Annotated in this window: 23 protein-coding genes; 7 read left to right on the top strand and 16 right to left on the bottom strand. The window is 54.9% G+C overall.

Features of this window, described 5'->3' with window-relative positions:
- The first annotated feature begins 235 nt into the window (after positions 1-235).
- The gene (gene mdtJ, locus PO881_RS16780) at positions 236-589 is read left to right on the top strand and encodes a multidrug/spermidine efflux SMR transporter subunit MdtJ (protein WP_199559718.1); all 354 of its coding nucleotides are present in this window, start codon (positions 236-238) and stop codon (positions 587-589) included.
- Entirely contained in the window at positions 576-905 is a 330-nt protein-coding gene (gene mdtI / locus PO881_RS16775) for a multidrug/spermidine efflux SMR transporter subunit MdtI (RefSeq protein WP_101762903.1), read from the top strand. The genes mdtJ and mdtI overlap by 14 nt, the downstream gene beginning before the upstream one ends.
- 34 nt (positions 906-939) lie before the next feature.
- Here mdtI and PO881_RS16770 read toward each other — a convergent pair whose 3' ends face one another.
- The 10 genes from PO881_RS16770 to PO881_RS16725 form a co-directional block, all read right to left on the bottom strand.
- Complete coding sequence (locus PO881_RS16770; RefSeq protein ID WP_210081737.1) at positions 940-1,914, bottom strand: glutathione S-transferase family protein; 975 nt, start codon at positions 1,912-1,914, stop codon at positions 940-942.
- 80 nt (positions 1,915-1,994) lie between these two features.
- A complete protein-coding gene (locus tag PO881_RS16765; protein ID WP_008103518.1) occupies positions 1,995-2,405 on the bottom strand; it encodes a DoxX family protein in 411 nt (136 codons plus the stop codon).
- Between the two features lie 207 nt (positions 2,406-2,612).
- Positions 2,613-2,897 carry a YqjK-like family protein gene (locus tag PO881_RS16760; protein WP_008103516.1) on the bottom strand — a complete coding sequence of 95 codons (285 nt, stop codon included), beginning with the start codon at positions 2,895-2,897 and terminating at the stop codon, positions 2,613-2,615.
- On the bottom strand, positions 2,894-3,292 hold the full coding sequence (locus PO881_RS16755; RefSeq protein ID WP_192236531.1) for a phage holin family protein: 399 nt from the start codon (positions 3,290-3,292) through the stop codon (positions 2,894-2,896). Before PO881_RS16755 ends, PO881_RS16760 begins: the two co-directional genes overlap by 4 nt.
- Positions 3,293-3,294: 2 nt before the next feature.
- Entirely contained in the window at positions 3,295-3,600 is a 306-nt protein-coding gene (locus tag PO881_RS16750) for a YqjD family protein (RefSeq protein ID WP_007890363.1), read from the bottom strand.
- Positions 3,601-3,635: 35 nt separating this feature from the next.
- A complete protein-coding gene (locus tag PO881_RS16745) occupies positions 3,636-4,007 on the bottom strand; it encodes a DUF1090 domain-containing protein (protein ID WP_146001298.1) in 372 nt (123 codons plus the stop codon).
- A gap of 174 nt (positions 4,008-4,181) precedes the next feature.
- Positions 4,182-4,550, bottom strand: coding sequence for an EnvZ/OmpR regulon moderator MzrA (gene mzrA / locus PO881_RS16740; protein WP_101762907.1), 369 nt, complete (start codon positions 4,548-4,550; stop codon positions 4,182-4,184).
- Entirely contained in the window at positions 4,547-5,224 is a 678-nt protein-coding gene (locus PO881_RS16735) for a DedA family protein (protein WP_101762908.1), read from the bottom strand. The genes mzrA and PO881_RS16735 overlap by 4 nt, the downstream gene beginning before the upstream one ends.
- Before the next feature lie 334 nt (positions 5,225-5,558).
- Positions 5,559-6,332: a transcriptional regulator ExuR gene (gene exuR, locus PO881_RS16730; RefSeq protein WP_192412237.1), complete on the bottom strand. Its 774-nt coding sequence runs from the start codon at positions 6,330-6,332 to the stop codon at positions 5,559-5,561.
- Positions 6,333-6,420: 88 nt separating this feature from the next.
- On the bottom strand, positions 6,421-7,722 hold the full coding sequence (locus PO881_RS16725) for an MFS transporter (protein ID WP_101762910.1): 1,302 nt from the start codon (positions 7,720-7,722) through the stop codon (positions 6,421-6,423).
- Between the two features lie 372 nt (positions 7,723-8,094).
- Here PO881_RS16725 and uxaC point away from each other — a divergent pair, with 372 nt between their 5' ends.
- Genes uxaC through PO881_RS16710 form a run of 3 tightly spaced genes read left to right on the top strand, consistent with a single transcriptional unit; the run spans position 8,095 to position 12,456 of the window.
- A complete protein-coding gene (gene uxaC, locus PO881_RS16720; protein ID WP_280172126.1) occupies positions 8,095-9,510 on the top strand; it encodes a glucuronate isomerase in 1,416 nt (471 codons plus the stop codon).
- Between the two features lie 2 nt (positions 9,511-9,512).
- Positions 9,513-10,961, top strand: coding sequence for a tagaturonate reductase (locus PO881_RS16715; protein WP_280172125.1), 1,449 nt, complete (start codon positions 9,513-9,515; stop codon positions 10,959-10,961).
- A gap of 4 nt (positions 10,962-10,965) precedes the next feature.
- Positions 10,966-12,456 (top strand): altronate dehydratase family protein, encoded by a 1,491-nt coding sequence (locus tag PO881_RS16710; RefSeq protein WP_280172124.1) that lies wholly within the window; start codon positions 10,966-10,968, stop codon positions 12,454-12,456.
- Between the two features lie 44 nt (positions 12,457-12,500).
- On the opposite strand, the gene sstT is transcribed toward PO881_RS16710, so the two are convergent.
- The 3 genes from sstT to PO881_RS16695 all read right to left on the bottom strand — a co-directional run bounded on the left by sstT (position 12,501) and on the right by PO881_RS16695 (position 16,210).
- The gene (sstT, locus tag PO881_RS16705; RefSeq protein WP_101762914.1) at positions 12,501-13,748 is read right to left on the bottom strand and encodes a serine/threonine transporter SstT; all 1,248 of its coding nucleotides are present in this window, start codon (positions 13,746-13,748) and stop codon (positions 12,501-12,503) included.
- 232 nt (positions 13,749-13,980) lie between these two features.
- Positions 13,981-14,952 (bottom strand): TerC family protein, encoded by a 972-nt coding sequence (locus tag PO881_RS16700; protein ID WP_008103489.1) that lies wholly within the window; start codon positions 14,950-14,952, stop codon positions 13,981-13,983.
- Between the two features lie 271 nt (positions 14,953-15,223).
- Entirely contained in the window at positions 15,224-16,210 is a 987-nt protein-coding gene (locus PO881_RS16695) for a Gfo/Idh/MocA family oxidoreductase (protein WP_280172919.1), read from the bottom strand.
- 139 nt (positions 16,211-16,349) lie between these two features.
- On the opposite strand from PO881_RS16695, the gene PO881_RS16690 reads away from it, so the two are divergent.
- Entirely contained in the window at positions 16,350-18,038 is a 1,689-nt protein-coding gene (locus PO881_RS16690) for a chloride channel protein (RefSeq protein ID WP_137386575.1), read from the top strand.
- On the opposite strand, the gene PO881_RS16685 is transcribed toward PO881_RS16690, so the two are convergent.
- Positions 18,035-18,535 (bottom strand): M48 family metallopeptidase, encoded by a 501-nt coding sequence (locus PO881_RS16685; RefSeq protein WP_101762916.1) that lies wholly within the window; start codon positions 18,533-18,535, stop codon positions 18,035-18,037. The two genes, PO881_RS16690 and PO881_RS16685, sit on opposite strands and share 4 nt — an antisense overlap.
- A gap of 81 nt (positions 18,536-18,616) precedes the next feature.
- Between PO881_RS16685 and rlmG the strand changes: the two genes are divergently transcribed.
- The gene (rlmG, locus tag PO881_RS16680; protein WP_280172123.1) at positions 18,617-19,735 is read left to right on the top strand and encodes a 23S rRNA (guanine(1835)-N(2))-methyltransferase RlmG; all 1,119 of its coding nucleotides are present in this window, start codon (positions 18,617-18,619) and stop codon (positions 19,733-19,735) included.
- On the opposite strand, the gene PO881_RS16675 is transcribed toward rlmG, so the two are convergent.
- Both PO881_RS16675 and PO881_RS16670 read right to left on the bottom strand, forming a co-directional pair.
- A complete protein-coding gene (locus PO881_RS16675) occupies positions 19,736-21,739 on the bottom strand; it encodes an NADPH-dependent 2,4-dienoyl-CoA reductase (RefSeq protein ID WP_192412227.1) in 2,004 nt (667 codons plus the stop codon). It lies immediately after the preceding gene.
- A 322-nt stretch (positions 21,740-22,061) separates the two neighbouring features.
- The gene (locus PO881_RS16670) at positions 22,062-22,685 is read right to left on the bottom strand and encodes a response regulator transcription factor (RefSeq protein ID WP_192412225.1); all 624 of its coding nucleotides are present in this window, start codon (positions 22,683-22,685) and stop codon (positions 22,062-22,064) included.
- Positions 22,686-22,756: the final 71 nt, after the last annotated feature.

The following is a 22,756-nucleotide window of genomic DNA, read 5'->3' as shown; positions in this document are numbered from 1 at the left end:
AATCCACACTGACGAGAAGCAACAACGTGGATAAGTTGTAATTTTATGGACAAAATGTTTGCGTCAAATAAGGCTTCACTCTCCTCCTCTCTCTCTGAATCAAACTGCTCAATCTGCGATCAGCACTGGCGCTTCGCGCTTTAGTTCCGTTCTCTCCTATTCTGACTTTTTAATTTAACTTTGCTAACACGCCTATTTTCGCGTGGGTGGCGTTTATTTCTCGTTCAGGAGAGAAATCATGCTGTATTGGATTTTATTAGCGCTGGCGATCGCCGCGGAAATTATTGGCACCGTCTCAATGAAATGGGCCAGCGTAAACGGTGGCAACGCCGGTTATATTTTTATGCTGGTGATGATCGCACTTTCTTATATTTGTTTATCCTTCGCCATTAAACGTATTGCCCTTGGCGTGGCGTATGCCATGTGGGAAGGCATTGGCATTCTGTTTATTACGCTGTTTAGCGTGCTGTTGTTCGATGAAGCCTTATCCGCCATCAAAGTAGCCGGCCTGCTGACGCTGATCCTCGGCATTGTCCTGATCAAATCAGGCACGCTGAGCCGCAAGGAGCTGCGCCATGGCAACGTTTAACTGGCTGCATATCGCATGGCTGGCGCTGGCCATTGGCCTGGAGATCGTCGCCAATATCTTCCTGAAATACTCCAACGGTTTCCGCCGTCCACTGTTTGGCGTGTTATCGCTGGTGGCGGTGCTGGCGGCGTTCAGTGCGCTGGCGCAGGCGGTGAAAGGCATTGATTTGACGGTAGCCTACGCGTTATGGGGCGGGCTGGGATTGGTCGCCACCGTGGCGGCAGGCTGGATTCTGTTTGGCCAGCGTCTGAGTCGGGTTGGCTGGCTGGGCGTGGGATTGTTGTTGGTCGGTATGGTGCTGATTAAGTTTGCCTAAAGTCCCCTCTCCACGTTGGGAGAGGGTAAGAGCATCAACCCCGGCCGTGTGGCTCATCCCAGTCAAAGGCTGGACCCAGCGAGATCACGCCGCTTGGGTTGATGGTTTTGTGGCTGCAGTAGTAGTGATGGCGAATGTGCGGCAAATTAACCGTGTCAGCGATGCCTGGCATCTGATAGATATCGCGCAGGAAGCCGCTCAGATTACGGTAATCACTGATGCGGTGACGATCGCACTTAAAGTGGGTGACGTAGACCGGGTCGAAGCGCACCAGTGTGGTCCACAAGCGCAAATCGGCTTCGGTAAGTTGGTTGCCAGTGAGATAGCGGTGTTGGCCAAGAATCTGTTCGAGACGCGCTAACGAATGGAACAGCGCCGTTACCGATTCATCGTACGCCGCCTGCGAAGTGGCAAAACCGCTTTTATACACGCCATTGTTGACCGTGTCGTAAACCCAGCTGTTCACTTCATCAATTTTGTCGCGCAGCTCCGCCGGATAATAGTCACCCGCGCGGGCACCTTGCGCATCAAAAGCGCTGTTGAGCATGCGCATGATATCGGCGGATTCATTACTAACGATGGTTTGCTGGGTTTTATCCCACAGCACTGGCACGGTCACACGGCCGGAATAGTGCGCATCGGCGTGCAGATAGATCTGATAGAGAAACTCTTTTTGATACAACGCATCGCCGGTGGCATCAGGGAAACTGGCGTCAAAGGTCCAGCCGTTCTCCAGCATCAGCGGATGCACCACCGAAACCGAAATCATCTCCTCCAATCCCTTGAGTTTAAGCATTAACAGCGTGCGATGCGCCCACGGGCAGGCAAGCGAGACGTAAAGATGATAGCGACCACGCTCAGCGGCGAAGCCCGCTTTGCCGGTTGGACCGGCGCTACCATCGGCGGTAACCCAGTTACGCCAGACGGCTTCTGTGCGCTTGAAGCGGCCACCGGTTGACTTCGTATCGTACCAGGTATCATGCCAGACACCGTCAATCAGCTGTCCCATAAGCCCTCCATAATAAAAAGGGGCGAGGAAAATCCCCGCCCCTGCAATTCAGTATATGTGTTCTCTAACGCTTGTGCTGCTTAGCGTGCGGTTGCTGGCTGAACGCGCTGACGAATCAGTCGGTCAATGCTGTAAGCGCCTGGACCTACCAGACCCAACACCAGGAAGCCACCGGCGATGGAGAGGTTTTTCATGAACATCAGCTGGTTAACACCTTCCGCGAAGTTGCTGTGGAACAGGAACGCGGTCAGCAGAGTAAAGCCAGCGGTGAACAGGGCGGTAAAGCGCGTCAGGAAACCGAACAGAATCGCCAGGCCGCCACCGAACTCCAGCAGAATAACCAGCGGCAGCAGGAAGCCTGGGACGCCCATTGCCTGCATGTATTGTGCGGTACCGGCGTAACCGGTGATTTTGCCCCAGCCTGCGGTGATAAACAGAATGGTCATTAATACGCGTGCTACCAGCAGGCCTGAGTCTTCGAATTTTTTCATCATCTACTCCAACAAGGTTTTTGTTGCAGGTTGTTGGCCTGCGGGTTTTGAATCCCCTTGAACCGGTTGTTTCAGTTCACTGGGCTGATGGAGGGAGATGATAATCGCAGGTTGAAAGAGTTGTAAGCGAGATAAACTGTCAATGTTGTTCAGTAAATTTGAGGAGAGTAAAACCGAATCAATTCGATCCGGTTTTAGAGAGAGAAGCTAGCGGGTATTTAAAGTCGATTTGATCATGCGCCAGGTGCTCCAGACGCCGAAACCGCGCTTGGCCCAGCGCAGCAGACGATTGGGGCTGCGAATCGACCAAATGGCCAATGCACTGCTGCCAATCGCCAGATAACGACGCATGCCAATGATGGTTAACCAGCCGCGATCGTACTGCGCGGTGCTGGTCAGCCAGTCGCGGCTGTCGGCGCTGAGGTCAAGCCGCTGCTGCTGCACCTGATTGAGCAGTTCGTGAATGCGAGCTTCACGTTCGCGGCGGCTCATGAGCGATGCTCCTCCAGCAGTTTGCGATCGGTATCCAGCTCTTTACGCGTATGGCGCAACAACGTTGACTGACGCGATTTGTATAACGTCCACAAACCGAAGATGAGCGCCAGAGCAAATAGCACCGCCGTAGTGATGGCAATCGCCATCAGGCGATATTGTGCGTCCACCGCCCAGATGATCAACACCATCAGGCTCATGAGACCGAAAGCGGTAAACAGCATAGTAAGGCCCACCATCATCAGCATCTGAATCAGGTTGGCCTTTTCCTCTTCCAGTTCCACAATTGCCAGTCTGACGCGCGTCTCGACCATGCTAACCAGCGTGGTAACTACCCGTTGACCGATGTTAAAGACCCCTTTGCCGGGGCCGTGGCTTTGCTGACTATCACTCATCATTAACGCCGTGAGATTAAAATGCCGATGAGAATACCTACCGCTGCACCGATACCCACGCCGTGCCACGGATTGTCGCGCACGTATTCGTCCGCTTTTTCCGCTGCTTCACGCGTGGTTTGTGCAATACGTTCGCCGGAGTCGCCAAGACGTTCACGGGAGCTTTCAATAGCGCCGCGCGCTTTATGACGCAGTTTATCCAGCTCACCTTTGGATTTATCTGCTGAGCTGCTCAGCACTTCTTCCAGGGTATCAGCCAGATTTTTCAATTCAGCGCGCAGATGTTCAGATGTTGTTTCTTTAGCCATGGAAATCTCCTTTTACAGCATTGAGTTAAGTCCGATTAATAAGGTTCAGCTTCAAGCTTTTTCAGTTCGTGCTGCGCATCGAGCAGCTTACGTTCGCGCTTCTCAATTTTGTCCTTGTCGCCATCCTGACGCTCTTCTTTCAGCTCACGCTCACGTTCGGCGATTTTGTGCTTCTGCTCAGCGATGCGTTCGCTATGTGCAGATTTCAGCTTCTCATCGGTGCAGCCTGCGCGGACTTCGGTCAACGCGCGCTCCAGCCCGGTAACGCGGCGCTGGTTGTCGTGCTGTTTTGCCATATCGATCTCGCGTTGAATATCCTGCTCTTTTTGTTGGCAGAGCGATTCAGCCGCCAGCAGCGAACCCGAGAGTGAAAAAAGAATAGCACCTAGCAGTAATTGATGTTTCATCAGGTTGTGACCTTCCATTGTTGATGACCTGCCCGAGAGCAGACAGGAGAAGCTTCCCAGCATGTCTTAGGCTTACGCTATCTCTAAGGATAGACAGCAGACGAAAAAATTCAAAGAAGACGCGGGGATAGCGAGGATTAGCTCACCGCCTGGCTTAACGTCAGGCGGTGAAATTTAGCTAAAAATTGGGCGACTGGCGTCAGGATATTGCTGCGAAGCCTGCGGGCCAGCGGCGACGACAAAGCCTTGTGGCAACAGGCGCTTCAACACTTTTTGCGCCGCCAGGCTCTGTTCTTCATTCTCAAAATGAATCACCAGCGCATCGCCGGAGGGCGTAATACTTTTGATACGCACGCCCTGCGCAGAAAGTTGCTGATAAAGATAAAAACCATCGGGCAGATTGGTGCCGCTGTTGGCGACGCGGATCTGCACCACGGTTTCATGCTGCATCAAGGTCGGAACGAAACAGATCGCCAGCAGCGCCAACGCGCCACCCAGCGCCCAAGGCAGGAAACGCCTTGGGAATCCACGGAATGTGATCATGACTGTGAATTCCCGCTACGCGCAGACTGACGTTTACGCCAAATAACCACTAAAGAACCGACCAGGCCAACCACCAGCAGCACCAGCGGCAGCAGCATCAGGCACAACATCAGCTCATCTTCGTAACGACGGAAAATCGGCGTTTTACCCAGCGCGAAGCCCAGCACGGTAAGGATCAGCACCCACAGGAAGCCACTTACCCAGTTGAAGAACTGGAAGCGCGCATTACTCAGGCCAGAAAGCCCGGCGATGGTAGGGAGCAAGGTGCGAACGAAGGCAATAAAGCGACCCACCAGCAGTGCAGACAAGCCATGGCGATGGAACAATCGGTGGGCGCGTTGATGATATTGCGCGGGCAAGTGTGAAAGCCATTTTTGCACGGTAGGCGTATTACCGAGCCAGCGACCCTGAATGTAGCTCACCCAGCAGCCGAGGCTAGCGCCAGTGGTCAGAATCAGCAGCGTCAGCGGGAAACCCATGGTGCCTTTAGCAATCAAAACGCCGACCAAAATCAGTAAACTATCGCCCGGCAGAAAGGCGGCGGGCAGCAATCCATTTTCCAGAAACAGAATCATGAACAACACGCCATAAATGGCCCAAACCAACGTCGGGTCGGAGAGCATTTCGTAATCCTGCTGCCATAAGGCATGCAGCAATGCTTGCAAAATATCCATCAATCATTCCTGAACATCATTGTTAAACGTGCCCGTGAGGGGCTTAGGCGCAGACTGGCGTTGGTTATACATTTTAGATAAGCAGCCTGAGCAGGAGTTTCCGGATCCTTCCAGAATTGATTGTTAAATCAGCGACTTTTTAAAGCCCTGTCGCAAAGGGTAATAAAAGGGCGATAACTGTAACAAAAATAACGTTATCCAGACAGGGGAAAGTGCCTGCCGCACAGGAGTTTTACCTTTAGACGCAGGTGGTCAAAAGGAGCTTTACATGAGCTGACACTATTGCAGACTAACTGACTTTTTCAGCAACAAAACGCCTGAAAAATAAGCAGGATCAGCGTGGGTTTTCGCTACCTTCAGGCAGGATGACCGGATTTTCAGCAAACATGTAACGATCAACGTTAAATTCGAAATCATCGGTGGTGGCGTTAAACAGCATCTGCTTAGTATTTTCCAGATGTTGCCACATTGCCAGCTTACTGGCGGCGGGATCTTTGCGGATCAGGGCTTTGAGAATCTGGTCGTGATCGTCACACCAGCTGGTGATATTTTTGGCATCAATATGTTCGTGCAGCTTTAACCAGTAAGGATTGTGCAGACGGTGCAGCCACATCTTCTCGACAATCGCTGCTAAGGCGCTGTTCTGCGTCGATTGCGCAATGCGCACGTGAAACTCCATATCCCACGCCGAATCGCGCGAATGATCTTCCTGACGCGCTTTCTCCTGAATTGCCATCAATGCCACGATATCCTGGCGTGTCACCTGCGTGGCGGCAAACTCAGCCACGTTGCTTTCAATCAACTGGCGCGCCTGCAATAACTCGAAGGGGCCGAAATTAGCGAACTCCAGCTGGCTGGACGTTACCACGCGGTTCTGTTGCTGGCTGCTGATGACGTGAATGCCGGAACCTTTCCGCACCTCCACGTAACCTTCCACTTCCAGCATGATGATCGCTTCACGCACCACGGTACGGCTCACCTGCATCTCCTCCGCAATCAGACGCTCGGCAGGCAGTTTGTCGCCGACCCGATACTCGGCAGCTTCAATGCGGCGTTTGAGTTCGCTGGCGAGTTGTTGATAGAGGCGTCGTGATTCGGTCAGGTCCATTGCGCGGTCCGCTGTGGGAGAAAGTTGAGTTGTTATACCACTTCAGCCGCACAGAGGAAATGGGCTGGCCGATGCCAGCCCGGAAAGGTTAGGTGCGCACTGCAGCGGACTGCACCGCAGGCTGATCGTCGAGTTCAGAAACCGGCTGGTTTTTCAGCACCGTCCAGATAACCACCGCGCCTAGCAGATCAAACACCGCCAGCGCCGCGAACAGCGGGCTGAAGCCCAGCGTATCGGCCAGCGCACCGACCACCAACGCAAACAGGGTGCTCGCCGTCCAGGCCGCCATGCCGGTTAAGCCGTTGGCGGTAGCCACTTCGTTACGGCCAAATACATCCGAAGAGAGCGTGATCAGCGCGCCTGAAAGCGCCTGATGGGCAAAACCACCGACGCATAACAACCCAATCGCCACATACGGGCTGGTGAACAACCCGATGGTGCCTGGCGCAATCATTAACACCGCGCCCATGGTCACCACCAGTTTGCGTGAGACGATGAGATTGACGCCAAACCAGCGCTGAAACAGCGGCGGCAAGTAACCCCCGACGATGCAGCCGAGATCGGCGAACAACATCGGCATCCAGGCAAACATGGCGATCTCTTTCAAATTGAAGCCGTACACCTTAAACATAAATAACGGAATCCACGCGTTAAACGTTCCCCACGCGGGTTCGGCGAGGAAACGCGGCAGCGCAATGCCCCAGAACTGGCGATTGCGCAGGATCTGGCGTGCCGACATCTTCTTATTATTACCGGTTTGATGCTGCAACTCCTGGCCGGCAATGATGTAGTGACGCTCCTCATCGCTCAGCTTGGTTTGTTGTTTAGGATGCTTATAAAACACCAGCCAGCAGAGGGCCCACACCATGCTCAGCACGCCAGTAATAATGAACGCCATTTGCCAGCTGTGCGCCATGATCGCCCACACCACCAGCGGCGGCGCCAGCATTGCGCCAATTGACGAGCCCACGTTGAAATAGCCCACCGCCACCGAACGCTCTTTGGCAGGGAACCATTCGCTACTGGCTTTCAGGCCTGCGGGAATCATTGCTGCTTCGGCGGCACCCACCGCGCCGCGTGCCAGCGCAAAGCCGCCCCAGCTGCCCGCCATCGCGGTTGCCGCACAGAAGATTGCCCACAGCACGGCAAACACTGCATAACCAATTTTGGTGCCGAGCATGTCCAGCACATAACCGGCTACCGGCTGCATGATGGTGTAGCACGCCGAGTAGGCGGCGACGATATAAGAATATTGTTGCGTGGTGATACCCAACTGCGTTTCCAGCGTGGGCGCAGCGACGGCAATGGTATTGCGCGTCAGGTAACCGAGCACGGTGCCCAGCGTCACCAGCCCAATCATGTACCAGCGTAGCCCTTTGATCTTACGCATTATTAACCTCGTCCAGTCTGTCGTTGCGGTTTACCGCTGTAGTTATCTGGAGCGGGAAGACGTGAACAATGCTGTTCACTCCCGCAGTTCCTTGCCTGTGCCATTAATCCCGTTAGCAACGGAGCGAGAGGTTAACTTGTTATACCGCTTTAAAAGTTGAATGCCATCACATAAACCTTGCGGCCAGTGTGTGTTAGGGCGAAAGATCGTTAAAACAGCCATTTAACGCATTATCCGCAACAAAATCGTCCATATACCCACAGTGAAACTGTCATTATTGTGAGTCGGATCGCAAACAATTTTGCCTTTCGTTTAAATTGGTATGATAACTTTTAGTTAAAAGCCATCTGGCTACAAAATGAGGAAGCAGGTATGTCGCGTTTTATGAGTGAGGATTTTCTACTCGACACCGAGTTCGCCCGTCGTCTGTACCACGACTACGCTAAAGACCAGCCGATTTTCGACTATCACTGTCACTTACCGCCGCAGCAGATTGCCGATAATTACCGCTTCACCAACCTCTATGACATCTGGCTGAAAGGCGATCACTACAAATGGCGTGCGATGCGCGCTAACGGCGTGCCGGAAGCGTTATGCACCGGCGATGCCAGCGATCGTGAGAAATTTAACGCCTGGGCGCGTACCGTGCCGCATACCATCGGCAATCCGCTCTATCACTGGACGCACCTCGAATTGCGCCGCCCTTTTGGCATCACCGATGTGCTGCTGAATGAGCAGAGCGCAGATCGCATCTGGCAGCAGTGTAATGAACTGCTGGCGCAGGACGCCTTCAGCGCGCGCGGCATCATGCAGCAGATGAAGGTGAAAATGGTCGGCACCACCGACGATCCGCTCGACGATTTACAGCATCACCGCAAGCTGGCGCAGGACAGCAGCTTTGACGTCAAAGTGCTGCCGAGCTGGCGTCCGGACAAAGCCTTTAACATTGAGCTGGAGAGTTTCCTGCCGTGGATTCAGCGCTTAGCGCAGGTCGCGGATGTTAACGTGCAGCGCTTTGACGATCTGCGCCGCGCCTTAAGCCAGCGACTCGATCACTTCGCCGCGCATGGCTGCAAAATTTCCGATCACGCGCTGGATGTGGTGGTGTTTGCGGAAGCGGATGACGCCACGCTGGATGGCATTCTGGCGCGCCGACTGCAAGGTGAAGCGCCTTCCGCTGAAGAGACGGCCCAGTTTAAAACTGCTGTGCTGGTGTGGCTCGGCAGCGAATATGCGCGTCGCGGCTGGGCGCAGCAGTATCACATTGGCGCGCTGCGCAACGCCAATCGCCGCCAGTTCGATATCCTCGGGCCGGATGTAGGCTTCGATTCGATTAACGATGCGCCGTTGGCGATTCCGCTGGCGCGTCTGCTGGATGCGCAGAACCGCAATAACGCGCTGCCCAAAACCATTCTTTACTGCCTCAACCCGCGCGACAACGAAGTGCTGGCGACCATGGCAGGCAATTTCCAGGGTGAAGGCGAACCCGGCAAGATGCAGTTTGGTTCGGCGTGGTGGTTTAACGATCAGCTGGATGGCATGCAGCGGCAGATGACGCAACTGGCCCAAATCGGCCTGCTGAGCCGCTTCGTCGGCATGCTAACCGACAGCCGCAGCTTCCTCTCTTACACGCGTCATGAATATTTCCGTCGTCTACTGTGCCAGATGATAGGCAATTGGGTGGCGCGGGGCGAAGCGCCTGAAGACGAGGCGTTGTTAGGGCAGATGGTACAGAACATCAGTTTCAACAATGCGCGCGATTACTTCGGTATTGAGCTGGGAGCCTGATAATGCAGCGACTCAACCGTCACGATTTTCCTGGCGCGCACTACAGCGAGCGCGTTATCCAGTTTGGTGAAGGCAACTTCCTGCGCGCCTTTATCGACTGGCAGCTCGACTGGCTTAATCAGCATCACAATACCGATGCGGGCGTGGTGGTGGTGCGGCCGCGCAACCGCGTGGTGGAAGAGACACTGAATCAGCAAGATGGCTTATACACCACGCTGATTCGCGGACTCAATGCGGCGGGTGAGCAGGTGAGTGAAGCTCGCCTGATCCGCAGCGTGAATCGTGAAATCCAGCCGTATCAGCAGTTTGATGCGTTTCTCGCGCTGGCACGCGCACCGCAGATGCGCTTTGTCTTCTCCAATACCACAGAAGCCGGCATTGCCTTTGCGGAGCAGGATCGGCTGGACGACACGCCCGCCTCATCCTTCCCCGGCAAGCTGACGCAGCTGCTGTGGGCGCGCTTCAACCATTTTGCCGGTGCCAGCGATAAAGGTTGGCTGGTGGTGCCCTGTGAACTGATCGATTACAACGGCGACACGCTGCGCGAGCTGGTGCTGCGCTACAGCCAGCATTGGCAGCTGCCGCCGGCATTTGCCCGCTGGGTGCAGGATCACTGCGCGTTCTACAACACGCTGGTGGATCGCATTGTCACCGGTTATCCGGCGGATAGCGCGGCGATCGAAGCGTCATTAGGCTACGAAGATCGCTATCTGGTGGCGGGCGAAGTCTATTACCAGTTTGTGATTCAGGGACCAAATGCACTGGCGCAGGAGCTGCAGCTGCACGCGCTGGCACCGGAAGTGAAGCTGGTGGAGGACATCACACCGTACAAAGCGCAAAAGGTGGCGATCCTTAACGGCGCGCACACCGCGCTGGTGCCGGTGGCATTTCAGGCCGGGCTGGAGAGCGTGGGAGAGGCGATGGATGATGCGCAGATGGCTGGCTTTGTCGATGCGCTGCTGCGCGATGAGGTGATCCCCACGCTGGATCTGCCGCGCGACGAGCTGCACGCCTTTGCCGACGCGGTGCAGCGTCGCTTCCGCAATCCCTTTATCCGCCATGCGTTGCTCTCCATCGCCCTTAACGGCATGACCAAATTCCGCACCCGTTTGCTGCCGCAATTGTTGTTGTCGCAGCAGCAAAACGGGCAATGGCCTGTGCGGCTGACCTTCGCCTTTGCCGCGCTGCTGGCCTTTTATCGTGGTGCAGAGGGCAAACGTCACTGGCCGCTGCAGGACGACGAACAGTGGCTGCAGCGTTTCGCTGAACTGTGGTCAGCAGTAAATAACGATAAACAGACTCCAGAACAGTTGGTGCGCGCGGTACTCAGCGACGCCAATCACTGGGGCGAAGATCTCACTCAGCAGCCCGGATTAGTGGCTGCGGTCAGCCAACACCTGCAAAACATCATCGTCCACGGGATGCGGACGGCGTTGACACAACTGAGATAACGCTATGCAAGATGCCATTAGAATCCATTCACGCGACAACGTTGCTGTGGCGTTGCGCGATTTGCCAGCCAATACCCAGGTCGAAATCAATCAACAGGCGATCATCTTGCAGCAGGAGGTTGGACGCGGCCATAAGTTTGCGCTGCAGCCTTTAGCCACCGACGCGCTGGTGATCAAATACGGTTTGCCGATCGCGCATGCCACTCAGCCGATTGCGGCCGGCGAGATCATTCACTCCAGCAATGCGCGCACCAACCTAAGCGACGTGGATGAGTATGACTATCAACCCGATTTTCTCGATCTGCCGCCGCAAGCTGGCGATCGCGACGTGCAGATCTATCGTCGCGCCAGCGGGGAAGTGGGCATCCGTAATGAGTTATGGATCCTGCCCACCGTGGGCTGCGTCAACGGCATCGCGCGGCAAATCCTGACGCGCTTTATGAAAGAGACCAATGACGCCGAAGGCATTGACGGCGTGCATCTGTTCAGCCATCCGTTTGGCTGTTCGCAGCTTGGGCAGGATCACGAGAACACCCGCACCATGTTGCAGAACATGGTGCGCCATCCCAATGCCGGCGCGGTGCTGGTGATTGGGCTTGGCTGCGAGAACAATCAGGTTGATGTGTTTCGTGAAACGCTCGGTGGCTTCGATAGCGAACGCGTGCAGTTCATGGAGTGCCAGAAGCAGGATGATGAAGTGGAAGCGGGGCTGGAACGTCTGCACGAACTCTATGGTGCCATGCGCGCGGATCAGCGTCAGCCGGGCAAACTCAGCGAGCTAAAGTTTGGTCTGGAGTGCGGTGGTTCGGATGGTTTTTCCGGCATCACCGCCAATCCTATGCTGGGCTGTTTCTCCGACCAGATGATTGCCAACGGCGGCACCACGGTGCTGACCGAAGTGCCGGAGATGTTTGGCGCTGAGCGCATTTTGATGAGCCGCTGCCGCGATGAAGCCACCTTTGAAAAAACCGTGGCGATGATAAATGACTTCAAGCGCTACTTTATCGATCACCAGCAGCCGATCTATGAAAATCCATCACCCGGCAACAAAGCGGGCGGCATCACCACGCTGGAGGAGAAGTCGCTCGGCTGTACGCAGAAGGCCGGACAAAGTCAGGTGGTGGATGTGCTGAAGTACGGTGAGCGCCTGCATACACCGGGACTGAATCTGTTAAGTGCGCCGGGCAACGATGCGGTTGCAACCAGCGCGCTGGCGGGCGCTGGCTGTCATATGGTGCTGTTTACCACCGGACGCGGCACGCCGTACGGCGGTTTTGTGCCGACGGTGAAAATCGCCACCAATACGCAGCTCGCCGAGAAGAAGCCGCACTGGATCGATTTTAATGCCGGGCGTTTGCTTGAAGGAATGAGTATGGCGGAGATGCTGTCGGACTTCGTCGATATGATTGTGGCGATTGCCAATGGCCAACCCGCGCGCAACGAAACTAACGATTTTCGCGAGTTAGCCATCTTTAAAAGCGGTGTGACCTTGTAAAACCAGGTCGCCATGGATGGCGACCCATATTCAAAAACCTTACTTTACTCCGACTCTGACACCGTACGACGCGGCTGGCGCTCGGCTTCGGCCTGGCATACGGCCGCGGTAAACAGAATATCCGTCGAGGAGTTCAGCGCGGTCTCGGCGGAATCCTGCAGCACGCCAATAATAAAGCCCACCGCTACTACCTGCATCGCCAAATCATTTGGAATACCAAACATGTTGCAGGCTACCGGGATCAGCAGCAGCGAACCGCCGGCCACACCGGATGCGCCACAAGCACACAGTGACGCCACCAGACTCAACAGAATGGCGGTTGGAACATCCACCGCAATACCCAGCGTATGTACTGCCGCCAGCGTCAACACCGTGATGGTGATGGATGCGCCAGCCATGCTGATGGTGGCACCCAGCGGGATCGACACGGAATACGTGTCTTCATCCAGATTGAGACGTTTCGCCAGCGCCATATTGACCGGAATGTTAGCCGCTGAACTGCGGGTGAAGAACGCGGTGACGCCACTTTCACGCATGCAGGTAAACACCAGCGGATACGGGTTGCGGCGAATCTTCTGGAACACCAGCATTGGGTTGATTACCAGCGCCATAATCAGCATGCAGCCGAGCAGCAGCGCCAGCAGATTGGCGTATTCCCACAGCGCATCGAAACCGGTTGAGGCGAGAATGGAGGCCACCAGACCAAAAATCCCCAGCGGCGCACAGCGGATCACGCAGCGCACGACCCAGGTCGCGGCATTGGACGCGTCATTAAGAAACGCTTTGCTGCTTGGGCTGGCATGACGAAACGCCAGCCCCAATCCCAGCGCCCACACCAAAATACCGATGTAGTTGGCATTCATCAGCGCTTCAATCGGGTTCGACACCATGCTCATCAGCAAACCGTGCAGCACTTCGGTAATACCCGACGGCGGCGTAATTTGCGTGGCGCCGACGTTCATCGACAGCGTCTGAGGGAACAGATGGCTGAAGATCACCGCCACAACCGCAGCAAAGAACGTGCTGAGCAGATACAGCATGATAATCGGGCGGATATTGGTTTTCTGTCCCTGCTGATGGTTAGCAATCGAAGAGATCACCAGCACCAAAACCAGAAGCGGCGCGACGGCTTTTAGCGCACGCACGAACAGCTCACCCAGCAAGCCAACGGCCAGTGCGGCATCGCGTGAGAACCACGCCAGCGCCACGCCCGCCACCAGGCCGATCATGATTTGTTTTACCAGGCTTCCTGCGAACAGTGCGCCCAGACGTCCAATAAAGTTGTTTTGCATATCACAGTCTTTTTATATTCGCGGTCATGAGTATTGTGCGCGGTTCCACCACGCACAACGGTTTGCCCGGCGGAGTATAAGGAAAAGAGCTTATGAGGAAAGAGATAATTCTGTGCATGCGCAGCAGATCGGTTTTTTGATCTGCTGATGATGGGAAGTGTGACAGATATATAAAAGGTGAAGGTTGCCACTGGCGAAACAAAGCAGGGGCGATTAGCGCCCCTGCAGAAGATTATGGTGAGATCTTCTTCTGGTCGTTTCTGTGGTTTACCCAGGCGTTGATCAGCAGCGTACCGCCGAGAATTACACCCACCACCGTCAGCGAGATGCCGACGGGAATGTGATAGAACTCGACAATCAGCATTTTGATACCGATAAACACCAGCACAATCGCCAGGCCATATTTCAGCATCGAGAAACGTTCCGCGACGTTAGCCAGCAGGAAGTACATGGCGCGCAGGCCAAGAATCGCGAACAGGTTGGAAGTCAGCACAATGAACGGATCGGTGGTCACCGCGAAGATCGCGGGAATGCTGTCCACGGCGAAAATCACATCGCTTAGTTCAACCATGATCAGCACCAGCAGCAGCGGCGTAGCAAACAGCACACCGTTTTTGCGGGTGAAGAACTTCTCGCCGTCCAGACTATCGGTCATGCGCAGATGTTTGCGCAGCCAGCGTACCACCGGCTTGTCACCCACCGTGCTGTCATCTTCCTCTTTCGCCAGTGCCATTTTCAGGCCGGTAAACAGCAGGAAGGCGCCGAACACGTATAGGATCCAGCTGAACTGAGTAACCAAATAGCTGCCAGCGAAGATCATGATGGTACGCAGCACAATCGCGCCCAATACGCCATAAATCAGCACGCGGCGCTGCAGGTTGGCCGGTACAGCGAAGTAACTAAACAGCATCAGCCAGACAAAAACGTTATCCACCGCCAGCGCTTTCTCTAAAACGTAGCCAGTGAGGAAAGCGAGGGTTTGCGCGGTGGCGACTTCACGTCCGGCGGTACCGTCGAGATACCACCAGAAGGCGGCGCTGAACAGCAGTGAAACTGACACCCAAATCAGCGACCAGACCGCTGCTTGTTTGAATGACATGGTTTGTGCGCCACGGCGGCCCTGTAATAGCAGGTCGATCGCCAGCATGATGAGCACTACGACAGCGAAGCTGCCCCAAAGTAACGGTGTGCCAACTGAGTGCATAGTCGTATCCTTTTCCAGAAATAAAAAAGCGGCTGAAGTCAGAAGACGTCAGCCGCTTTGATCGTGCTGCAAGCAAACCTCGCCTTCCGGCAAGGTCTCACTTACAACTCAGAATAGATTCCGGGTTGCCTGACGACCGGATGCGTAACGCATATTGCGTGGCGCATCGTAATGACGATCAATCAGCGTAGAAGTTACTCCCCTTTGCAGCGCTAAACATACGGAGTTCGATAATCGCTTTCAAGAGGGCTCTGGAAATGTTTTGCAATATTTACACTTCAGTTTGATCCGCCGGGAATACCACGCCGGTCTGGCGACGGATTTCCGTGAGCAGTTGCGCCGTAATACGTGAGTTTTCTAACCCCGCATGCTCAACTTCACCGGCTTCCACCAATTTGGCGAAGGTTTCGGCTTCATACAGCATGGTATTGATGTGCTGCGGCTGCGTCAGGTTTTGGCTCTCGCCACCGCGCGGGATAAAGCGCAGTTGCTGGCACTCGGAGATCTTTTCAATCACCAGCGATCCCGCTTCGCCCTGAATTTCACTCGGGATCAGTGAGTCGCTGACCTTTGAGTGCAGCAGCGTGACATCAAAATCGCCGTAGCCCAGCACCACCACGCCATGCGCATCAACGCCACTTTCCAGCAGGGAAGCTTGCGCCTTGACCTGCTGTGGCGCACCCCACAAGGTGACAGCGGCGGCAAGGCAGTAAAAGCCGATATCCATCATCGAGCCATTCGACCAGCGAGGATTAAAGGTATTCGGGTTCTCACCATCCAGATAGCGCTGATAACGCGAGGAATACTGGCAGTAGTTGATCAAGGCTTTACGCAGTTTGCCCAATTGCGGCAGCGTTTTTTGCAGTTGCAGGAAGGTGGGCAGGCTGGCGGTTTTAAAGGCTTCGAACAGCACCACCTGATGCTGGCGCGCGCAGGCAATCATCGCCTCGGCTTCACGCAGGTTAGACGCCATCGGCTTCTCGCAAATCACATGCTTGCCATGTGACATAAACAGTATCGCCTGCTCACTGTGCAGCGCATTCGGACTGGCGATATACACCGCATCGATCTCACTGCTGGCGGCAAGCTCATCCAGAGAGGTGAAGGTCAGCTTACAGGGATAATCCACCACAAACGCGTCGGCCTGCTGCTGACTACGCGAATAGACGCCGCTCAGCTTCATCTTGCCGGTTTCATGCGCGGCGTCGATAAACTGGCGGGTAATCCAGTTGGTTCCCACGATGGCGAAACGAATCACGTGCTGCTCTCCTGCTAAAGTAAAACGGCAGAGTAACATGTTCATCTGAGCGCCAGGCAGGCGAAATTTGATCCTGAGATCCGCATTCCAATATGATGATGCCGCACAACTTTTTAACCGACTTAGCGGGGACGCGCGGGTGAGTGGAAGTAAACATGCTCTGAACTGGACCACATTACTGATCGCCATCCCCGTTGGATGTGTGGCCTCGCTGGTGACGCTGGCCTTTCGCGGCGTAATTGAATTGATCAACCATCTGCTGTTCAACAGTGACAGTGAAATCACCGTGGCGATGCATGTCTGGCCGTGGATCTTCTGGCCGCTGCTGGTGGGCGCGGGCGGCGTATTGGCCGGTTTTTTCCTGCGCTATGCGGTGGCGATTGAGAAACAGGAAACGGTGCAGACCGATTATCTGGAGGTGATCAACGCGCGGCTCGATGCGGTACCAACCAAAACCTCGCTGTTCCGTGCGCTGTCATCGATGGCCAGCATCGGCAGCGGCGCGTCGATAGGTAAAGAGGGGCCGATGGTGCAGCTATCGGCGCTGAGCGGCAGTTTAATCGGGCGCTGGCTGCCCAAATCGCTGAATCTGCGCAACAGCGATATCGTGGCGATGGCCGCTGCTGCCGGGCTTTCATCGGTGTATCACGCCCCTTTGGCGTCGGCGATATTTGTCGCGGAGATCGCTTTTGGCATCTCGGCGCTGCAACGCTTGATTCCGCTAATTGTCTCGTCGGCGGTGGCGGTGATGACCATGTGGTCGCTGGGTTTTCGCAGCGCGCTATATCCGTTATCCGAAGCGCTATTCCAGATGGATATCAGCAGTTTGCTGATGACGTTGCTGATTGGTTTTGTCGCCGGTATCGCCGGCTGGCTGCTGATCAAACTGATTGCGCGCAGCAAGGCGCTGTTTGGCCGCGTGCGTTCGCTGCCGCTGCGGCTCGGCGCCGGTGGATTAGCGGTGGGCTTTTTGGCGCTGATCTCCACCGATATTCTCGGTAACGGTTACGAAGTGATCGTGAAAATCATTGATGGCCAATATCTACTGATGGGATTACTGGGATTGCTGGTGCTAAAAACGCTGGCGACCACGCTGTCGGTGGGTTCCAACGCGGTGGGCGGGCTGTTTACCCCTTCCTTATTGATCGGCGCACTGCTCGGCGTGGCGCTGGCGCAAATGGGTGTGATGCTGCATTTACCGGTCGGCAATACTTTGCTGTATGCGGCCATCGGCATGGCGGCGGTGCTGGCGGCGGTCAGCCAGGCACCGTTAATGGCGATGCTGATGGTGCTTGAGATGACGCTGAATAGCAGCCTGTTGTTCCCGATTATGATCGCGTCAGTGCTGGCCTCAATGGTGGTGTATCGCCTGCAATCGTCCAGCACTTATCCGGTGGTGAGCAGCCATTTCAGTCGTTCCGAAGCCAAGTATGATTTCGATAACATGCGTGTCGATCAGTTGATCATTCCCGGCGCGGCGTTGCAGCCAGAAGAGTCAGTAGGGCAGGCGCTGGCGGTGAGCTCGCTCAAGCGGGAACGTTATGTCTATGTGATTAATAGTGAAGGGCAATTTCTCGGCGTGGTGTCGATACACGATATCTCACGCAAGGTGTTGTCGCAGGAGATCACGCTGCATTCGCCAGTCAGTAGCGTGATGGACAATAACTTTCCCTGCATTTATCAGAATCAAAGCATGCGCGAAGGTTGGGAAGCCTTTGCCCGCGTCACGCTTGAACGCCTGCCGGTGCTAAATAATCCGCAGGAGCGCCGTTTTATGGGCGCACTGACCAAAACCAGCCTGATCCAAAAAGCGCAGGAGTTTCTTTAAGCTGCGTTGCCGCGCATCGCCTGATCGGTCATCCACAAGCGGGCGTCAAATTCCAGCTGGTGATAATCCGGTTCCATGTGGCAGCAGAGTTGGTAAAACGCTTTGTCGTGCTCTTTCTCTTTCAGGTGTGCCAGCTCGTGCACCACGATCATGCGCAAAAACGCTTCCGGTGCGAGGCGGAAGAAAGTGGAGATGCGAATCTCCGCTTTGGCTTTTAGATTGCCGCCTTGCACGCGCGAAATCGCCGTGTGCAGCCCCAACGCGTGCTTCATCACCTTGATTTTATTGTCCCAAATCACTTTGCTCACCGGCGGTGCGCTGCGCATATAGCGGTTTTTCAGCGCCTGCGTGTAATCATAGAGCGCGCGGTCGCTGACGATATTGTGCGTATCGGGATAGCGTTGCTGGAGAAAGGCACCTAAGCGCTCATGTTCGATCAGCGTCTGAACCTGCTCGAGGATGTTTTCAGGGTAGCCCTGCAGATAGATTAATGACATTGGGATTCCCGGCGAAAGACAGTATACTGCGCCCCCTTTTTAGGGCGAAAATCGCGCAAAGTGTACCACGCCGGAGATTCCATGAGCCAACTTGAACTGACCAATCGCACGCTGACGCTGCACCGCTTCCCGCCAATGCGTGAGGAAAGCCCGCTACAGGCGTGGGATTCCGCCGATGAATACCTGTTGCAGCAAGCGCTGCCCGAGGGACCGGTTTTGGTGTTCAACGACAGCTTTGGTGCGCTGACTTGCGGGTTGGGTGCACGTCCGGTGTGGCACGTCAGCGATTCGCTGCTGAGCGAACAGGCGGCAAAACAGAACCTGCGACTCAATGATATGGATGAAGATCAGGTGCATTTTCTCGATAGCCTGGCGCCATTGCCGGCCGCACCGGCGGTGGTGATGATCAAAATTCCCAAAGCGCTGGCGCTGCTTGAGCATCAACTGCGTGCACTGCGCGAAGTGGTTACGCCGGACACGCTGATTCTGGCGGCGGCGAAAGCCAAAGATATTCACAACTCCACGCTGCAACTGTTCGAGCGCATTCTCGGCGAGAGCAAAACCTCGCTGGCGTGGAAAAAAGCGCGTCTGATTTACAGCCGCTTCACTGCGCCGCAATTAGCGGATCAGCCCGCCACCACCGTATGGCCGCTGGATGATTCTGAGTACCACATCCACAATCACGCCAACGTGTTTTCCCGCGCGTCGCTGGATGTGGGCGCACGCTTCTTTATGCAGCATCTGCCTTTTGACATTGAAGGGGAGATTCTCGATCTGGGTTGTGGCAATGGCGTGATTGGCTTGCTGGCCCTGGAACAGAACCCAAACGCGGACGTGCTGTTTTATGATGAATCCTACATGGCGGTGGCATCAAGCAAACTGAACGTGGAAGTGAACCGTCCGCAGGATGTGGCGCGCTGTCAGTTTCGCGTTAACAACGTGCTGAGTGGCTTCCCGTCCGATCGCCTGCACGCGGTGCTGTGCAATCCACCATTCCATCAGCAGCACGCGGTGACCGATCATCTGGCATGGCAAATGCTGCGTGATGCGAAACGCTGCCTGCAGTATGGCGGCGAGTTGCGCATCGTCGGCAACCGCCACCTCGGTTATCACGTCAAAATGAAAAAGCTGTTTGGCAACTGCGAGCTGGTGGCGTCCAACGCCAAGTTCGTGGTACTGCGTTCGGTCAAACTGCGCTAATTACACACTCAGCGCCAGTTCGGTCGCCTGAGCGATAGCGCGGCGAGCATCCAGCTCCTGCGCCACATCCGCACCCCCAATCACACGTACGGATTTGCCACGCGCGCTGAGCTGGTCCGCCAGCAGGCGCAGCGGTTCCTGCCCGGCACAAATCACCACGTTATCTATCGGCAGCGTCATCGCTTCGCCCTGATGGCGCAGATGTAATCCGGCGTCATCAATCTGCAAATATTCGACGTCGCCCCACATCTGCACGCCGTGCGCCTGCAAGCTGGCGCGGTGGATCCAGCCGGTGGTTTTCGCTAAGCCTGCGCCCGGCTTGCCGGATTTGCGCTGCAGCAGCCAGATTTGCCGATCGGCGGGCTGTGGCTGTGGCGCAATCAAACCACCTCGCGCCTGCAGGCTGCGATCGATGCCCCAGCTTTGGTAAAAATCGTCATGGCTGGTTTGATGCAGCAGAAACTCAGCGGTATCAAAACCAATGCCGCCCGCGCCGATAATCGCCACGCGTTTTCCCACCGGTTTTTTATCGCGTATCACATCAAGGTAGCTCAGCACGCTGGGATGATCGATGCCAGGAATCGTCAGCTGGCGCGGCAAGATACCGGTAGCGATAATCACTTCGTCAGCGGCTGCCAGTTCGTCAGCGCTGACGCGATGTTCCGTTTTAATCGTTACGCCTGCGGCAGCAAGTTGGTAACGGAAATAGCGCAACGTTTCACTGAATTCAGCTTTGCCGGGAATCTGTCGGGCGATATTAAACTGCCCACCAATTTGCGCATCGGCCTCGTAAAGCGTGACCTGATGGCCGCGCTGCGCCGCCTGCAGCGCGAACGCCATACCCGCGGGTCCCGCACCCACCACCGCCAGCTGTTTCGGTTGCTTGGTGGCAATCACCGGCATCAGCGTTTCGTGGCAGGCGCGCGGATTCACCAGACAAGAGGTGATTTTGCCAACAAAGATTTGATCGAGGCAGGCCTGATTACAGGCAATGCAGGTGTTGATGGCATCGGGCTGGCCGGTTTCGGCTTTACGGACGAAAGCCGCATCGGCGAGGAAAGGGCGCGCCATCGAGACCATATCAGTGATGCCATCACGCAAAAGCTGTTCAGCGACATCGGGATGGTTGATGCGATTGGTGGCGATGACCGGCACCGATACGCGCTCGCGCAGATGCTGCGTGACCCAGGCAAAACCAGCACGCGGCACGCAGGTGGCGATGGTGGGAATGCGCGCTTCATGCCAGCCAATGCCGCTGTTAAACAGCGTAACGCCGCACTGCTCCAGCGCTTGCGCCAGTGAAAGCGTCTCTTCCAGCGAGCTGCCGTTATTGACCAAATCGAGCATCGACAAGCGGAAGATAATGATGAAGTCGCTGCCGACGGCATCACGCACCGCTTGCGTCACCGCTAACGCAAAGCGCTGGCGTCGCGTCACATCGCCGCCCCAGTCATCCTCGCGCTGATTGGTGTGCGCCACCAGAAACTGGTTAATCAGATAACCTTCCGAGCCCATGATCTCCACGCCGTCATAGCCGGCCTGTTGCGCCAGTTTGGCGCAGTGCGCGAAGTCCTGAATGGTTTGCTGAATATCCGCATCGCTGAGCGCTTGGGGCGTAAAAGGATTGATCGGCGCCTGTAATGCCGATGGGGCAACCAGGTCACGCTGATAGCTGTAGCGCCCGGCATGCAGTATTTGCAGCGCGATTTTGCCGCCTTCTGCATGCACCGCATCGGTGATGATACGGTGCCAGTTGCACTGACTTTTCTGGTTGAGGATCGCTCCGCCTTGTGCCACCACGCCTTGCGGATTGGGCGCGATACCGCCAGTGACAATCAGCGCCACGCCTTCACGCGCTCGCTCAGCGTAAAAAGCGGCCAGACGCTCTGCGCCCTCAGCGTGTTCTTCCAGTCCGGTATGCATCGAACCCATCAGGAAACGATTTTTAAGCTGGGTGAAACCCAAATCCAGCGGGGCGAACAGGTGGGCATAATGCTCAGACATAATCACATACTCAGAGAGTGGTCGGATGAGTGAACTCTAGCGGGATTTTGCAGGGAAGGAAGTGTGTGGCGTTCAGCCTGTGAGAAGTATCAAAAAAAAGCAGGGCGGTAAGTCGCAGACGAAAGTATCGGACTTCTTTCGGCAGGCACGGGAAGAAACCTACTCGCCCTGTAATAGCATGAAGAAGGGGCTAATAAATTAGCTCTGTGGTTATTAATTCCTTTATAACTCAATCTTTTTAAAAACTGTCCGGGGTTAGGACAAGGCATATCATGCCACGCCATAACGTTATTAATCAGCAAGACTAGTCTTGATTTTTCTTTCAACAAGCCCCATTGCGACGTGCAAGTTCGATGATATCAACCAGGTTTTTTGACTCGAGTTTTTGGAATATCTTTGTTTTATAAGTGCTGATTGTTTTATTATTTAATCCCAATTCGCAAGCGATGGTTTTATTGGACTTCCCCTGTGCGAGCTGTCGCAAAATTAAATTTTCACGGTCAGTCAGGCGAGAAAGCATATCTTGCTCATTCGCATAACGCTGACGTTTATCCAGAATGTCGCCCGGTAGATAATTCACATTATTAGAAACGCAGCCAATGGCGGCGATCAGTGTTTGAATGGGATCGTAAGTTGACACGAACCCATTCGCACCCTGGCTAAGTGACTGTATAGAAAGGTGGTTATTGCCATCCTGACTAATCAGTATGACTTTCATCCACGTCTTTGATTTGACGATATCGCGTAAAAATGCGATGCCATTTTTTTCTTTAAAGTCAGGATCTAATATTAGTATGTCGATGTGGTGATGAATGATATCATCAATACCATCGTTAATTGTGTGCGCAGTAGTGACACAATTAAAGCCATTCATTAATAATAAAGCCTGCACGCCGGCGGCAACCAAACGATGCTCATCAACGATGAGGATTTTTGCATTAAACATATCTCTCCCTTTAACGGCACCGTAATGATGACGTTGACGGCCATTATGTCCGGCAGATTAATAGGGCGAAC

The sequence above is a fragment of the Pantoea sp. SS70 genome (assembly GCF_029866845.1).
Taxonomy (GTDB): domain Bacteria; phylum Pseudomonadota; class Gammaproteobacteria; order Enterobacterales; family Enterobacteriaceae; genus Pantoea; species Pantoea leporis.
The sequence above is the reverse complement of the archived record's forward strand: the minus strand, read 5'-3'. Positions and strand labels throughout refer to the sequence as shown.